Raw genomic sequence first — 14,526 nt, 5'->3', positions numbered from 1 at the left:
CCACCCTAAATCAATCAATGGTGAAGGGGTCGTACCTGATCTGATCGAGCGCGGTACCCGCGACGAGCATCCGGGACACCGTCGCCCGGATCATCCCGGGCGAGCCCGAAACCAGCACGTCCTGACCGGGCCAGGCGCCGTGGCGGGTGACCACGTCCGCGAGCGTGCCCTGCTCGCAACCGGACAGTCCGGACCCGCCCTCGATCACCGGCGTGACCGTCAGCCACGGGTTGCACGAGGCCATCATCCGCAGGCCTTCGAGCGCGTACAGATCGTCCCGCGTGCGGCCGCCGTAGAACAGCCGGACCTTCGGGTTTTCGCCCCACTGGCCCAGATCGTCGAGCATCGCCTGCAGCGGCGCGATCCCCGTGCCGCCGGCGACCATCAGCACGTCCCGCCCGCACTCGCGGTCGACGTACAGCCGTCCCAGCGGCGGGCCGAACCGCCACACGTCGCCCTTCTGGGTGTGGCTGACGATCGCGCGCGAGACCCAGCCGCCGTCGACGGCGCGGATGTGGAACTCCAGCGACCCGTCGTCGCGGGGCGCGTTGGCCGGCGACAGGTACCGCCACAGCCGGGGCCGCTGCGGCACCTCGACGCTCAGGTACTGCCCGGCGCGGTACGGGATCGCCTGCTCGGGTTCGACGCGCACCATCGCGAGGTCCCAGGACAGCCGCCGGTGCTCGGTGACGATCGCCGACCAGCTGGCCGGGTTGGTGTCGGCGGCCGCGGCCTCCTGCATCTGGCGGGCGATGATGGTGAACGCCTCCGCCCAGGCGCGCTCGACCTCCGGCGTCCAGTCCGGGCCGAGCTGCGTCCGCATCGCGGCGAGCAGCGCGGTGCCGATCGCCTCGTAGTGCTTGGGGACCACGCCGAACTTGCGGTGGTCGCGCCCGAGCTGACGCAGGAACGGCACCAGGTCGTCGGGCTGGTCCACCATCTGCACGACGTGCACCAGCGCCCGCACCATCCGGTTGCGCTGCACTTCCATGTTGATCGGGAAGAAATCGCGGGTCGCGGGGGCGAGCGTGAAGAGCATCCCGTAGAAGAACTGCGTCACTTCCGGTAAGTACGGCTCCGCCTTCACCCAGGAATCCTGGATGAGCCGCACCATCGCCGTGACGGCGGGCGGCGCCTCCCGGTGGACGGACCGGGGTAGCGGGCTGACGGGTTCGGCGGTCATCGGTCTCGGGGTGCTCCGGGGTGCGCGTTCATGCTCGCGCTCGATTATTCACGAACGCGCAATAGCAAGGCCCCGGAAGGCAGGACCAGGCCACAGCGGTCGTTACTGGGTGAAATGATCACGAATATTCCACCCCATTCGGTCAAGCGTAATCCCGTGAGTGGGACGAGATTCGATCGCAGAGTAACGGCTTCAGGGCGAGTTGCGCCTATAGTTGCTCCGTCCGGGTGGTAACTGCGGGCGACATCGAGTGGTCCGTTTCACGCGCCTGATCATTGTTCCAGGCAATTACCGTGCGTATAGTTGTTTGGAACAACCAATCAGGAGGCATCCCCATGACCCTGAGCGAAGACGCCGGGATCGAGCTCCTGCAGCAGCTACGCACCGCGGGTCAGCTGATGCAGGCATGGGTCACCGCCTCCGTGCAGCGCAGCGACCCGGGTCTGCATCCCGCTGCCGCCATGCTATTGGGTGATCTCGCGATGAACGGCGAGTCCCGCCCGTCGGAACTGGCCAAGCGCAAGATGGTCGACGTCTCGGTGATCAGCCGGCAGATCGCACAGCTGGCCGCCGCGGGGTTCGTCGAGCGCCGGCCCGCACCCGAGGACGGCCGCGCCGCGCTGGTCAGCGTGTCGGAGCGGGGCCTGGCCGAACTGAAGCGCTGGCGCGCGAAGCACCTCGAGTTCGTTCGCGCCGCGCTGAACGACTGGACCGAGGAAGAGGTCACCGCGCTGACCGATCGTCTGGAGTCGATGAACGACGCCATGCGCCGCACCTTCGGCTAACTCATACTTGAGCGGAACACACTCAACTTTTCTGACGTTGTGCTTGTCGATGGCCCATGCGGGAGGCTGTCTCCAGGACTGACGTTCGACATGGAGTGTGGGATGGACGCTTTCAACCCGACGACGAAGACCCAGCAGGCGATCTCGTCGGCGGCGCAGGCGGCGACCGTGGCGGGCAACCCGAGCATCGCACCGGCGCACCTGCTGGGCGCGCTGCTCGCGCAGAGCGACGGAATCGCCGGCCCGCTGCTGACCGCGGTCGGCGCCGATCCGGCGCAGGTGAGCACGGAACTCGGGCCGATCACCAACGGGCTGCCCTCGGCCACCGGCGCGACGGTGTCCACCCCGCAGTTCGACACCCCGGCGCTGAAGGCGCTGACGCACGCGCAGAAGCTCGCGACCGAGATGGGCGACGAGTTCGTCTCGACCGAGCACCTGCTGGTCGGCCTCGCCGCGGAGGGCGGCCTGGTCGCCGACCTGCTGAAGCGGCACGGCGCCACCCCGGACGCGCTGCGCGAGGCGTTCACCAAGGTGCGCGGTTCGGCGCGGATCACCAGCCCCGACCCGGAGGGCACCTTCAAGGCGCTGGAGAAGTACGGCGTCGACCTCACCGAGCGCGCGCGCAAGGGCGAGCTGGACCCGGTGATCGGGCGGGACAACGAGATCCGCCGCGTCGTGCAGGTGCTTTCCCGGCGTACCAAGAACAATCCGGTGCTGATCGGTGAGCCCGGTGTCGGCAAGACCGCCATCGTGGAGGGTCTCGCGCAGCGGGTCGTCGCCGGCGACGTGCCGGAATCCTTGCGGGGCAAGCGAGTTGTCGCGCTCGACCTCGGTTCGATGGTCGCCGGCGCGAAGTACCGCGGTGAGTTCGAGGAGCGGCTGAAGGCCGTCCTCAAGGAGATCACCGATTCGGCGGGCCAGGTCATCACGTTCATCGACGAGCTGCACACGATCGTCGGTGCGGGTGCGACCGGCGAGGGCGCGATGGACGCCGGCAACATGATCAAGCCGATGCTCGCCCGCGGTGAGCTGCGGATGGTCGGCGCGACCACGCTCGACGAGTACCGCCAGCACATCGAGAAGGACGCCGCGCTGGAGCGGCGTTTCCAGCAGGTGCTGGTCGGCGAGCCGTCGGTCGAGGACACGATCGGCATCCTGCGCGGGCTCAAGGAGCGCTACGAGGTGCACCACGGTGTCCGGATCACCGACGCCGCACTGGTTTCCGCCGCGACCCTGTCCGACCGGTACATCACCGCGCGCTTCCTGCCGGACAAGGCGATCGACCTGGTCGACGAGGCCGCGTCCCGGCTGCGCATGGAGATCGACTCGCGGCCCGTCGAGATCGACGAGGTCGAGCGGGCGGTGCGGCGCCTCGAGATCGAGGAGATGGCGCTCGAAAAGGAAGAGGACATCGCCTCGAAGGAGCGGCTGGCCGCGCTGCGGGCGGAGCTGGCGGAGAAGCGTGAGGCGCTGACCGCGCTGACCGCGCGCTGGCAGAACGAGAAGGGCTCGATCGAGAAGGTCCGCGACCTCAAGGAGCAGCTGGAACAGTTGCGCGGCGAGGCCGATCGCGCCGAGCGCGACGCCGATCTCGGCCGTGCCGCGGAGTTGCGCTATGGCCGGATTCCCGCGCTGGAAAAGGAACTCGAGGGCGCGCAGCAGAACACCGCGGCCAGTTCCTCCGGCGCGGACGTGATGCTCAAGGAAGAGGTCGGCGCGGATGACGTCGCCGACGTCGTGAGCGCGTGGACCGGGATCCCGGCCGGCCGGCTGCTGGAAGGCGAGACCGGCAAGCTGCTGCGGATGGAGGAGGAGCTCGGCAAGCGCGTCGTCGGCCAGCAGGAAGCCGTGACGGTCGTGTCCGACGCGGTTCGCCGCACGCGGGCCGGTGTCGCCGATCCCGACCGTCCGACGGGTTCGTTCCTGTTCCTCGGCCCGACCGGTGTCGGCAAGACGGAGCTGGCGAAGGCGCTGGCGGAGTTCCTGTTCGACGACGAGCGGGCGATGACCCGGATCGACATGAGCGAGTACTCCGAGAAGCACAGTGTCGCGCGGCTGGTCGGGGCGCCCCCGGGCTACGTGGGCTACGACCAGGGCGGCCAGCTGACCGAAGCCGTCCGGCGCCGGCCGTACTCGGTGGTGCTGCTGGACGAGGTCGAGAAGGCGCACGCGGACGTGTTCGACGTGTTGCTGCAGGTCCTCGACGACGGGCGGTTGACCGACGGCCAGGGCCGGACGGTCGACTTCCGCAACACCATCCTGGTGCTGACGTCGAACCTGGGCTCGCAGGCCCTCGCGGACGCTTCGCTCGACGAGCGGCAGCGGCGGGACGCGGTGCTTTCCACGGTGCAGCGGCACTTCAAGCCGGAGTTCCTGAACCGGCTGGACGACATCGTGGTGTTCCACCAGCTCGACACCGAGCAGCTGACCTCCATTGTGGACATCCAGGTCGACCGTCTCGCGGCCCGTCTCGGGCAGCGGCGACTCACCCTGGACGTCACGCCGGGTGCCCGGGAATGGTTGGCGCTCAACGGTTTCGACCCGATCTACGGCGCGCGGCCGCTGCGGCGGCTGGTGCAGTCGGCGATCGGTGACCAGCTGGCGAAGAAGCTGCTGGCCGGCGAGATCCGCGACGGCGACACGGTCCGGGTCGACATCCCGGAGCTCGAAGCCGGCAACGCGCTGACCGTGTCGAGGGCCTGAACCCGAACGAGTGGTATCGACACGGGCCGCTGATCTTGGTTCAGCGGCCCGTGACGATACCCTGTGCGGGTGGGTATTCCAGCGTGGGTCTGGTTCGTCATCGCCGCCGTCGCCTTGGTGGTGGGCCTAGTGCTGCTCGCCGCCGACCGGACCAGAGAAGGGTCCCGCAACCGGGAGCGCATGCGGTGGGCTGACCTGCGCGGATGGCAGTTCGTCGAGGAGGACGAGCGGCTCGCGAAACAGTGGTCCGGTGGCGCGATCGGCTACTTCGGCGCGGAGGCGGCGGTCAACGTCGTCGCCGGTTCGACGTTCACCTCGGACGGCCGGCGCCCGGTGTTCGTGTTCGACATCGAGGCGAACGGCCAGATCCCGGCCGTCGTGGTCGCGGTCCGCTGCAACCGCGTGCACCCGGCGCTGGTCGAGCTGTGGCTCGCGAGCGTGCCGTTCCAGCGTCCCGACATGCCCGAGCTGCTCGGCCCGGTCGGGCAGCGCTACGCGTTCGCCGACAACCCGGAGCCCGCACGCCGCTTGATCACTCAGGAGCTGGTGGACGCCGCCGACGGGCTCGGCGGGGACGTCGGCGTGGCGTGGCTGGAGGGCGAGTGGGTGCTCGGCAGCGCGGCGCCGCAGGCGGGCCCGTCCCGGCTCGAGCGGTTGCTGCGCGATCTCGGCGAGATCGCCGACATCGTCGACCCTTTTGACGAGGAAGCCGCGCCCGGCGGGCGGCACTGGCAGGCACCGGAGCAGCAGGAGAAGGCGTGAGCACAGCGCTCGTCACCGGTGCCTCGTCGGGCCTCGGTGCGGCGTTCGCCCGGCACCTCGCGCGTGAGCGCTACGACCTCGTGCTCGTCGCCCGCGACAAGTCGCGGCTGCAGGCCACCGCGGCGGAACTGGCGCGCGAACACGGGATCACCGCGACGGCGCTGCCCGCGGACCTGTCCACCGCCGAAGGCCGTGCCGTCGTCGAGGACAGGCTCGCGAAGGAGCCCGTCGATCTGCTGGTCAACAACGCCGGAATCGGGCTGGCGAAGGAGTTCTGGGAGGCGCCGGTCGACGACCTGCAGCGCCAGCTCGACATCAACGTGACCGCCGTGCTGCGGCTGACGCACGCGGCGCTGCCCGCCATGATCGAACGCGGCGCCGGCGAGATCCTCAACGTGTCGAGCGTCGCCGGGTTCTTCTCCGGCCGCGGCTCCACTTACACCGCAAGCAAAAGCTGGGTCACGGCGTTCACCGAAGGCATCGCGGCCGGGCTGCCGCGCGGCGTGCGGATGACCGCGCTGTGCCCCGGGTTCGTGCACACCGAGTTCCACGAGCGCGCCGGCATCGTGATCCCGTTCCCGGAACCGTTCTGGCTCGACGCCGAGCGCGTCGTCGCGGACGGGCTCGCGGATCTGCGCCGCGGCAAGGTCATCTCGGTTCCCGGCAGGCAGTACAAGGCGATCGTCTCGCTCGGGCAGTTCGTGCCGCGCGGGCTGGTCCGGCGGATCAGCGGGCTCATCGGCGGACGCGGCCGCACCTGACGAATCCTGTCGGGGGTCTGTGTAAGACTCTCTGGCGTGGTGAAACCGGCGATCGATCAAGACGCGAAACTCGAACTGGCACGACTCGTCACGGATCTCGCCGTGGTACAGGGCAAAGTCACGCTCTCCTCCGGCAAGGAAGCGGACTACTACATCGACCTGCGGCGGGCCACGCTGCACCACGCGGCGGCCCCGCTCATCGGCAGCCTGATGCGGCAGCTCACCACCGACTGGAGCTACGTCGCCGTCGGCGGGCTGACGCTCGGCGCCGACCCGGTCGCCACCGCGATGCTGCACTCCTCGGCGGCCGCGGGCATGGTGCTCGACGCGTTCGTCGTCCGCAAAGCCACCAAGCAGCACGGGATGCAGCGCCGGATCGAGGGCATCGAGGTGTCCGGGCAGCGCGTGCTGGCCGTCGACGACACGTCCACAACGGGCGCGAGCGTGCTCACCGCCGTCGAGGCGCTGCGCGAGGCCGGCGCGACGGTCGTCGGCGTCGCCACCGTCGTCGACCGTGACACCGGTGCGCGAGAAGCGATCGAGAAGGAAGGCCTGGCGTACCGGTACCTGCTGACGTCCGACGATCTCGGGCTCGGCTGAGCGCACCAACCGGTTCGGCCGTCCGGTTTCTTGATCATCAGTTGTTACCGCGGCCGGAAACAAACCGTGCGGGCTACCAACACGTTCGACATCCTCGCGTCATCCGGCCGAACCGCGGCGCGCCGGAAGCTGAAGCACATGATCACGCGCCGAAGCTTGCTGAAGTCGATCGGGATCGCCGGCGGCGCGGGGGTGATGTTCGAGTCGATGCAGGCGCTGGGACTCACCGCGCCCGCGATCGCCGCCGCGGACTACCAGCCACCGGCCCGGGGTGGCGGCCACACGAAGGTCGTCATCCTCGGCGCCGGCATCGCCGGCCTCGCCACCGCCTACGAACTCGGCAAGGCCGGCTACGACTGCACGATCCTCGAAGCGAAGAACCGGGTCGGCGGGCGGAACTGGACCGTCCGCGGCGGCACCACCGAGACCGATCTCGACGGCCACAAGCAGACCGCGCGGTTCAGCGACGGTCAGTACCTCAACGCCGGCCCGGCCCGGCTGCCGCAATCCCACGTCACGCTCGACTACTGCCGCGAGCTCGGCGTCGAGGTGCAGCCGTTCCTCAACCAGAACGCGAACGCCTTGCTGTACTTCGACGGCAAGCCGCCGGTCCGGTACCGGACCGCGAAGGCCGACGTCTACGGCTACGTGTCCGAGCTGTTGTCGAAGGCGATCGACCAGGGTGCCCTCAACGCCGAACTGACCGCGGACGACAAGGACCGTCTCATCACGTTCCTCGAGGATTTCGGTGACATCGGCGGCAAAGCCGACGGTTTCGGCTACACCGGCAGCAGCCGCCGCGGTTACTCGGTCGAACCGGGCGCCGGCGACACCCCGGGCGTGATCCTCGGGCCGCCGCCTTCGCTGTCCGATGTGCTCGCCGCGCGGCTGGGCCGGACCTTCACGTTCGAGTTCGAGTACGACCAGGCGATCACGATGATGCAGCCCGTCGGCGGGATGGACGCGATCCCGATGGCGCTCTACCACGCGATCGGCACGCGAAAGGTGCGCCTGGGTGCCGAGGTCACGCGGGTGACGAACCGCGCCAACGGCGTCGAGGTGGCCTACCGGGACGGCACCGGCGAGCGCACCATCACCGCGGACTACTGCGTGGCCGCGCTGCCACCGCACATCATGGCGCGCGTGCCCACCAACCTCGGCGACGCCGTGACCGCAGCGCTCCGGACACCGACCCTGACGCCCGTCGGCAAGATCGGGCTCGAGTACGGAAACCGCTGGTGGGAGGCCGAGGACCGGATCTACGGCGGGATCACCGAGACCGACCTAGACCTCACGCATGTCTGGTACCCGTCGTACGGATTCCACGGCAGGCGCGGCACGATCGTCGGCTACTACAACACCGGCACGAACGCGCGGACCTACGGCGCCCTGACCCCGGACCAGCGCCTCGAGCGCGCCGTCGCCCAGGGTGTGAAGATCCACGGCGAGAAGTACCGCGCCCAGCTGGCCAGCAGTTTCTCCGTCGCCTGGCACCGCACCCCGTACCTCGAGGCCGGCTGGGTCGGCTGGCCCTCGCGCACGACAGGTGAATACGCGCTGTTGAACCAGTCGCAGGGACGCGTCTATTTCGCGGGCGACTGGCTCAGCTATTGGATCGCATGGCAGAACGGTGCATTCGATTCGGCACGGAAAGTGGTCACCGCACTCCATTCGCGTGTCCAAGCGGGTGGTTGATCACGCGTCACACGCTTCGACCTGCCATTTCCCGCGAAACCGAGAGTATCTTCGGAGGTGAGGGGACCGTCAAAGGGGGAGGTCACAGGTGTCGGCGTGGAGAGTACTGGCAGACATCACGGTCGGTATCCATGTGCTCGCTTTGCTGTATATCGGCCTCGGCGGCTTTCTCGCGTGGCGGTGGCCCAAGAGCATTTTCGTGCACATCTTCTTCGCGTTCTGGGGCATTGCGGTGAATGTGTTCCCCATCCCCTGCCCGCTGACCGCGCTCGAAGACTTCTTCCGTAGCCAGCAGGGGCTCGGCCCGCTGCCCGGCGGGTTCAACGCGTACTACATCTACGGCACGGTGTTCCCGCGGTCGATGTTGCCGCTGGTCGGGGTGGTCGCGATCGCGATCGTGGTGTTCTCCTACGTCGGCGCGTGGATCCGCTACCGGCACCGCGACCACGCACCGACGCATCGCATGCGCCAGGCCTGAGCGAAAATCGCGGGGTGGAGCTGGACGAGACGGGGCCGACCGAGTGGACGGCGCGCGAAGAGGTCGGGGTGGGCCCGTGGCCGGGCAAGTGGCCGGCCGATCCCCGCTACGACCCGGAACTGCTGGCCGAGGGCGACCGCCGCAACGTCGTCGACGCCTACCGCTACTGGCGGCGTGAGGCGATCGTCGCGGACGTCGACCGCCGGCGGCATCCTTTCCATGTGGCCATCGAGAACTTCCAGCACGACCACAACATCGGCACGGTGGTCCGCACGGCGAACGCGTTCGCGGCGGCGGCGGTGCACATCGTCGGGCGGCGGCGCTGGAACCGGCGCGGCGCGATGGTGACCGACCGGTACCAGCATCTCGAACACCACGTGGATGTCGCCGCGCTGGCGGGGTTCGCGGGCGAGCGGGGGCTGGCGATCGTCGCGGTCGACAACACCCCCGGCGCCCGGCCCGTCGAAACGGCGCGGCTGCCCCGGGAATGCGTGCTCCTGTTCGGGCAGGAAGGGCCGGGTTTGTCCGCCGAGGCGCAGGAGTCGGCGGCGCTCGTCGTGTCGATCGCGCAGTTCGGCACCACCCGCTCGATCAACGCCGGGGTCGCGGCCGGGATCGTGATGCACGCGTGGATCCGGCAGCACGCGGACCTTGCCGAGGCGTGGTGATGTACGGCGAGTGGGCCGCGGCGGCGGAACGCGCGATCACGATCCGGCATCTGCGCCGGGTCTGGGGGCTGCCCGGCACGCTGCTGGGCCGCAGTGGCTGGCCGCCGAGCGTCAACAACCGGCTGTACCTGCGCTGGAACTACTGGTGGCAGGCGCATCTGCTGGACTGCCTGATCGACGCCCAGCTGCGCGATCCTTCCGCCGCGCGGGAAGCGAGGATCGACCGGTTCATCGCGACGGTCCGGTTGCGCAACTTCGGCTGGACCAACCGGTACTACGACGACATGGCCTGGCTCGGCCTCGCGATGCGGCGCGCGGGCCGTGATGTCGAGCCGATCCTCGCCGAGTTGCGCGGCGCGTGGACGCCCGAGGGCGGCGGGGGGATTTATTGGAGGAAAGCCGCCCGAAGGGTGTCCGTTGAGGGTGGTGGTGGGCTGGCGGGCGGGGGCAAGAACGACCGGTTCAAGAACGCGCCGTCCAACGGGCCGGCCGCGATCCTGCACGCCCGCGTCGGCGAGACCGAGCGCGCGCGGGAACTGTTCTCGTGGCTGGATTCGACGCTCATCGATCCGTCGACGGGCCTCGTGTGGGACGGGCTGCGCGTGGACAGCGGCGAGTTCGTGAAGCTGATTTACACCTACTGCCAAGGGGTTTTCCTCGGCGCCTGCCTCGAACTGTCCGAAATGGACGCTGCCGCGCGGACGGTGCGCGCGGTTGCCGCACACTGCGCCCCTGGTGGGGTGCTGGTCGGGCAAGGCGGCGGGGACGGTGGGTTGTTCGCGGGGATCCTGGCGCGCTATCTCGCGCTGGCGGCGAACCGGTTGCCCGCACCCGAGTCCGGCACGGCCCGCGATCTCGTGCTGACCTCGGCGCGCGCCGCGTGGGAGGGCGCGACCGACGCCCCCGGCGGCCCGCAGTTCAGCTCGGACTGGGCGAAACCCGCGCCGGACAAGGATTCCCGCGACCTGTCCGTCCAGCTCGGCGCCTGGATGCTCCTCGAAGCCGCCGCCACCCTCTGATCCCCGCGCGCCGCGAACGTCGAACTCGACGTCGCGAATGTCGAACTCGACATCCTGAGCGTCCGACTCGCCCGCGCAGCAAGCAAACTCACCCGCGCGAGCGGCCAACACGCGCGCACCACAGGCCAACACGCCGGGCGCCGCCCGCCCACCGGCGTGTTTGCCCGCTGCGTCGGTGAGTTTGCCGGCTGCGTTGGCGTGTTGGCCGGTGGCGTCGGCGTGTTGGCCGGTGGCGTCGGTGGGTTGGCCCGTGGGCGCGGTGGGTTGGCCCGTGGCGGCGGTGAGTGGGCGTGGCGAGGGGGAGGTGGGCGGTGGTGCGGGGGGGTCAGCAGCCGCAGGAGTGGCGGTGCATGAGGTGGGGCGGGAGGCGGACGGTTTCGGCCGGGCGGTCCGGGTTCGTGATCCGGGCCAGCAGCAGGCGCACGGCCTGGCGGCCGATCTCCTCGGTCGGCTGGGCCATCGTGGTCAGCGGCGGGTCCACGAGATCGGCCCATTCGGCGTCGTCGTAACCGGCGACCGCGAACTCCCGCCCGACGCGCAGGCCTCGCCGACGCGCCTCGTGCAGTACGCCGACCATCATCGCGTCGTTCGCGACCACGAGACCGGTCGGCGGTTCCGACAACTCCATCAACTCCCGCAACGCGGCCGCGCCGCCGTCCTTCGACGAATGCCCCGTCACCACGAGCTCCGGGCTCCACGACAACCCGCCGCGGCCGAGCCCGAGCCGGTAGCCGAGCGTGCGCTCCTCGCTCGTGCTCAACCCCGGCGCACCGCTGACCAGCCCGATCCGCCGGTGCCCCAGCGAGGCCAGGTGCTCGGTCAGCGCGGACGTCGACTGGATGTTCTCCGCGCCGACCTGGTCGACATCCGTGCGCGTGGTCAGCCGATCCACCAGCACCACCGGGACGCCCAGCGACACCAACTCGTTGATCACCGGGCCGTCGCCCGGCGCGGGCGTCAGCAACAGCCCTTCGACGCGACGCGAGCGAAGCGTGCGTACGGTGTCCTGCTCAGTGGCGACCGTGTCGTGGGTGTCAGCGAGCAACACCGTGTACCCCGCCGAAGCGGCCTCGCGCTCAACTGCCTGCATCAGCGCCGCGAAATACGGGTTGGCCAGCAGGGAGATCGCGACGCCGATCGAGCGGGTACCGCCGGTGACCAGCGAACGGGCGATCGCGTCGCCGGTGTAGCCGGTCTTCTCGACCGCCGCGAGCACCGCCGCTTTCGTCTCCGGCGCCACCGCGCGCGTCCCGTTCACCACGTGCGAGACGGTCGTGATCGACACCCCGGCCAGCTCCGCGATATCCCGCTGGGTAGGCCTGGCCGTTTTCTGCTGAGGCACCGTCACTCCCTTGACCCTGTGCGGCAAGCGTTTGCGCAAACGCTTGCGAGATCAGCATAGAGATCTCTACGGTCCGGGCAGCACAACGGGGTCCGAGCAGCGATGGGAGGCAGGCCAGTCATGACCGTCCTGCTCGCCGGGTTGTGCACGGTCGACGTGGTGCAGCGGGTGGCGGAACTACCCGCGCCCGGCGAGAAGGTGCAGTCGCTTTCGGTGGACGTGGCGGCGGGCGGTCCCGCCACCAATGCCGCGGCGACGGTCGCCGCGCTCGGGGGCCGGGCCCGGTTGCTGACGGTGCTGGGTTCACATCCGCTGGCTGACCTCGCCCGCGCGGACCTTTCGTCGTGCGGCGTGGACTTCATCGACATCGCACCGTCCTTTGTGGACTCACCGGCGTTGAGTGCCGTCGCGGTGCGGGATCGCGACGGCGAGCGCACGGTCGTGTCACGCAACGCGGCGGTCAGTCCCCCGGTCGTCGGCGCGCCCTGGGAAACGGATGACGTGAGCGCGGTCCTGGTGGACGGGCATCATCCGGACCTGGCGCTGGGCACCGCACGTTGGGCGCGCTCGCGGAAAATTCCGGTCGTGCTCGACGCGGGTAGCTGGAAGCCCGTACTCGACGAGCTGCTGCCGCTGGTCGACATCGCCGCCTGCTCCGCGCATTTCCGCGCGCCGGGGCCGGACCTGCTCGACCGCGGGGTGCCCGTGGTGATCACGACGGCGGGCCCGGCGCCGGTGCGCTGGCGGACGGCGTCGGCCGCGGGCGAGGTGCCGGTGCCGTCCGTCGAGGCGCGGGACACCCTGGGCGCGGGCGACGTCTGGCACGGCGCGCTCGCCTACGGCGTCGGGAAATTCGAGCTGCCGGACCTGATCCGGTATGCGAACGAAGTGGCCGCGGAGCGGGTGCGGTACGCCGGCCCGCGGACGTGGGTGCGGAAGATGGGAGTGCGATGACGTCGTTCGACGAACTGCTCGCGCGGGCGGAAACGCTGGTGGCGCGGGGCGGCCGGACCCTGCTCGGCATTGCCGGGGCGCCGGCGTCGGGCAAGACCACGCTCGCTTGGAACCTGGCGGACGCGCTCGGGAACCGGGCGACAGTGGTCGGGATGGACGGGTTCCACCTCGCGCAGGTGGAGCTGCGGCGGCTCGGCCGGGCCGAACGCAAGGGCGCGCCGGACACGTTCGACGCGCACGGGTACGTGCACCTGCTGAGCCGGATCAGCGCCGCGCGCGAAACCGTGTACGCGCCGGAATTCCGCCGTGAGATCGAGGAACCGATCGCGGGCGCCGTGCCGGTGCCGCCGGACGTGCCGCTCGTGATCACCGAGGGGAACTACCTGTTGCTGGACAGCGAACCGTGGGCCGCGGCGCGCGGCCTGCTCGATGAGGCCTGGTTCCTCGCGCCCGACGAGCGCGACCGCATCGAACGGCTGGTCACGCGGCACCGCCGGTACGGCCGGTCGCTCGTCGAGGCGCAGCAGCGGGCCCTGGGCAGCGACCAGCGGAACGCGGACCTGATCCTGCCGAGCGCGGTGCGCGCGGATCTCGTGGTGGAGAACCTGCCGCTGGCGAATTTCGCGATCTGACACACGACACCGCGAGTTGTCCACAGACTGTGGGCAATTCGCCGAGTTGTCCACAGATTCTGGAGAAAGCGTTTACCGCTCGCGCGCGTCGGTAGCCTGGCCGGTGGGGTACAGGAAAGGACGGCTGCCGTATGTCCACGCTGACCGGCGTGCATCACCTCGCGCTCACGGTGACGGACGTGGATCGCAGCGTCCCGTGGTACGAGCGCGTGCTGGACCTGAAGGAGGTCGCCCGGCGTGAGGACGCGGAGACCGGGATCCGGAAGGTGGTGCTGCGCGGGCGGACCGACACGTTCGCGGTCCTGCTGGTGCAGCATCCGGACACCGAGCTCGGTGACTTCGACGAGCGGCGCGCGGGCCTCGACCATGTCGCGTTCACGGTGGATTCGTACGTGGAGCTGAAGGAGTGGGAGAGCCGCCTGGCGGAGTACGGCGTGACGCACAGCCCCGCGAAGGCCTCCCGCACCCTGCCCGGCTCGGCGGTCGTGGTGTTCCGCGATCCGGACGGGATCCAGCTCGAAGTCTGGGCCGATCCGGAGTCCTGACCCGCGGACCCCGGATCGCGGCCCGCGGGTCAGTCCTGCATCAGGCCGACCGGGTTGCCGTCGGCGTCGGTCACCGTGGCGACCATCCGGCTGCCGCCGACGTTCCTGATGTCCTGCTGGATCTGGGCGCCCGCGTCGACGAGCGCCTGCATGGTGCTCTTGATGTCGTCCACCGGCCAGTAGAGGACCGGGCCGGTCATGCCCTGGTCGTGCCCGTTCGGCACGAGCCCGATGTGCCGCCCGCCAGCCTCGAAGCTGACGTAGTAGGGCTCGTCGGACGCCGGTTCGACCCCGAGCAGGGCCTTGAACAGGGCTTTCGTCTTGGCCAGGTCACGGACGGGGTACAGGACGGTGGTGGGCTGCTCGGCCATGGGGTGCTCCTCGATGTCACGTCGGCGC

Annotated in this window: 15 protein-coding genes; 12 read left to right on the top strand and 3 right to left on the bottom strand. The window is 69.9% G+C overall.

Features of this window, described 5'->3' with window-relative positions; genetic code table 11:
- Positions 1-10: 10 nt before the first annotated feature.
- A complete protein-coding gene (locus tag LOZ83_RS12160; protein ID WP_236790556.1) occupies positions 11-1,183 on the bottom strand; it encodes a globin domain-containing protein in 1,173 nt (390 codons plus the stop codon).
- 335 nt (positions 1,184-1,518) lie between these two features.
- Here LOZ83_RS12160 and LOZ83_RS12155 point away from each other — a divergent pair, with 335 nt between their 5' ends.
- The 9 genes from LOZ83_RS12155 to LOZ83_RS12115 all read left to right on the top strand — a co-directional run bounded on the left by LOZ83_RS12155 (position 1,519) and on the right by LOZ83_RS12115 (position 10,654).
- Positions 1,519-1,968, top strand: coding sequence for a MarR family winged helix-turn-helix transcriptional regulator (locus LOZ83_RS12155; RefSeq protein WP_236790555.1), 450 nt, complete (start codon positions 1,519-1,521; stop codon positions 1,966-1,968).
- Between the two features lie 102 nt (positions 1,969-2,070).
- Positions 2,071-4,671 carry an ATP-dependent chaperone ClpB gene (gene clpB, locus LOZ83_RS12150; RefSeq protein ID WP_236790554.1) on the top strand — a complete coding sequence of 867 codons (2,601 nt, stop codon included), beginning with the start codon at positions 2,071-2,073 and terminating at the stop codon, positions 4,669-4,671.
- Positions 4,672-4,740: 69 nt separating this feature from the next.
- Complete coding sequence (locus tag LOZ83_RS12145) at positions 4,741-5,433, top strand: hypothetical protein (RefSeq protein WP_236790553.1); 693 nt, start codon at positions 4,741-4,743, stop codon at positions 5,431-5,433.
- Entirely contained in the window at positions 5,430-6,194 is a 765-nt protein-coding gene (locus LOZ83_RS12140; protein ID WP_236790552.1) for an SDR family oxidoreductase, read from the top strand. Before LOZ83_RS12145 ends, LOZ83_RS12140 begins: the two co-directional genes overlap by 4 nt.
- A gap of 51 nt (positions 6,195-6,245) precedes the next feature.
- Positions 6,246-6,794: an orotate phosphoribosyltransferase gene (pyrE, locus tag LOZ83_RS12135; protein ID WP_374202660.1), complete on the top strand. Its 549-nt coding sequence runs from the start codon at positions 6,246-6,248 to the stop codon at positions 6,792-6,794.
- A 138-nt stretch (positions 6,795-6,932) separates the two neighbouring features.
- Complete coding sequence (locus tag LOZ83_RS12130; protein ID WP_236790550.1) at positions 6,933-8,489, top strand: flavin monoamine oxidase family protein; 1,557 nt, start codon at positions 6,933-6,935, stop codon at positions 8,487-8,489.
- Between the two features lie 88 nt (positions 8,490-8,577).
- Complete coding sequence (locus LOZ83_RS12125; protein ID WP_236790549.1) at positions 8,578-8,967, top strand: DUF2784 domain-containing protein; 390 nt, start codon at positions 8,578-8,580, stop codon at positions 8,965-8,967.
- A 14-nt stretch (positions 8,968-8,981) separates the two neighbouring features.
- Entirely contained in the window at positions 8,982-9,635 is a 654-nt protein-coding gene (locus LOZ83_RS12120) for a TrmH family RNA methyltransferase (RefSeq protein ID WP_236790548.1), read from the top strand.
- Positions 9,635-10,654 (top strand): glycoside hydrolase family 76 protein, encoded by a 1,020-nt coding sequence (locus LOZ83_RS12115; RefSeq protein WP_236790547.1) that lies wholly within the window; start codon positions 9,635-9,637, stop codon positions 10,652-10,654. The genes LOZ83_RS12120 and LOZ83_RS12115 overlap by 1 nt, the downstream gene beginning before the upstream one ends.
- 325 nt (positions 10,655-10,979) lie before the next feature.
- On the opposite strand, the gene LOZ83_RS12110 is transcribed toward LOZ83_RS12115, so the two are convergent.
- On the bottom strand, positions 10,980-12,002 hold the full coding sequence (locus tag LOZ83_RS12110) for a LacI family DNA-binding transcriptional regulator (RefSeq protein ID WP_374202651.1): 1,023 nt from the start codon (positions 12,000-12,002) through the stop codon (positions 10,980-10,982).
- 114 nt (positions 12,003-12,116) lie between these two features.
- Here LOZ83_RS12110 and LOZ83_RS12105 point away from each other — a divergent pair, with 114 nt between their 5' ends.
- From LOZ83_RS12105 to LOZ83_RS12095, 3 genes are all read left to right on the top strand, one after another.
- Positions 12,117-12,950, top strand: coding sequence for a PfkB family carbohydrate kinase (locus LOZ83_RS12105; RefSeq protein WP_236790545.1), 834 nt, complete (start codon positions 12,117-12,119; stop codon positions 12,948-12,950).
- On the top strand, positions 12,947-13,582 hold the full coding sequence (locus LOZ83_RS12100) for a nucleoside/nucleotide kinase family protein (RefSeq protein ID WP_236790544.1): 636 nt from the start codon (positions 12,947-12,949) through the stop codon (positions 13,580-13,582). Before LOZ83_RS12105 ends, LOZ83_RS12100 begins: the two co-directional genes overlap by 4 nt.
- Positions 13,583-13,713: 131 nt before the next feature.
- Positions 13,714-14,127 carry a VOC family protein gene (locus LOZ83_RS12095; protein ID WP_236790543.1) on the top strand — a complete coding sequence of 138 codons (414 nt, stop codon included), beginning with the start codon at positions 13,714-13,716 and terminating at the stop codon, positions 14,125-14,127.
- A 29-nt stretch (positions 14,128-14,156) separates the two neighbouring features.
- On the opposite strand, the gene LOZ83_RS12090 is transcribed toward LOZ83_RS12095, so the two are convergent.
- Positions 14,157-14,498, bottom strand: a complete 342-nt coding sequence (locus LOZ83_RS12090) for a VOC family protein (protein ID WP_236790542.1) — start codon at positions 14,496-14,498, stop codon at positions 14,157-14,159.
- Between the last annotated feature and the right edge of the window lie 28 nt (positions 14,499-14,526).

Origin of the sequence: Amycolatopsis sp. GM8 (assembly GCF_021653975.1) — a bacterium.
GTDB lineage: Bacteria > Actinomycetota > Actinomycetes > Mycobacteriales > Pseudonocardiaceae > Amycolatopsis_E.
The sequence above is the reverse complement of the archived record's forward strand: the minus strand, read 5'-3'. Positions and strand labels throughout refer to the sequence as shown.

Excerpts from the sequence above, each read along its gene's own strand:
- LOZ83_RS12095 (WP_236790543.1), top strand. The coding sequence starts at position 13,714 with ATGTCCACGCTGACCGGCGTGCATCACCTCGCGCTCACGGTGACGGAC.
- clpB (WP_236790554.1), top strand. The coding sequence starts at position 2,071 with ATGGACGCTTTCAACCCGACGACGAAGACCCAGCAGGCGATCTCGTCG.
- LOZ83_RS12100 (WP_236790544.1), top strand. The coding sequence starts at position 12,947 with ATGACGTCGTTCGACGAACTGCTCGCGCGGGCGGAAACGCTGGTGGCG.
- LOZ83_RS12115 (WP_236790547.1), top strand. The coding sequence starts at position 9,635 with ATGTACGGCGAGTGGGCCGCGGCGGCGGAACGCGCGATCACGATCCGG.
- LOZ83_RS12160 (WP_236790556.1), bottom strand. The coding sequence starts at position 1,183 with ATGACCGCCGAACCCGTCAGCCCGCTACCCCGGTCCGTCCACCGGGAG.
- LOZ83_RS12105 (WP_236790545.1), top strand. The coding sequence starts at position 12,117 with ATGACCGTCCTGCTCGCCGGGTTGTGCACGGTCGACGTGGTGCAGCGG.
- LOZ83_RS12090 (WP_236790542.1), bottom strand. The coding sequence starts at position 14,498 with ATGGCCGAGCAGCCCACCACCGTCCTGTACCCCGTCCGTGACCTGGCC.
- LOZ83_RS12155 (WP_236790555.1), top strand. The coding sequence starts at position 1,519 with ATGACCCTGAGCGAAGACGCCGGGATCGAGCTCCTGCAGCAGCTACGC.
- LOZ83_RS12130 (WP_236790550.1), top strand. The coding sequence starts at position 6,933 with ATGATCACGCGCCGAAGCTTGCTGAAGTCGATCGGGATCGCCGGCGGC.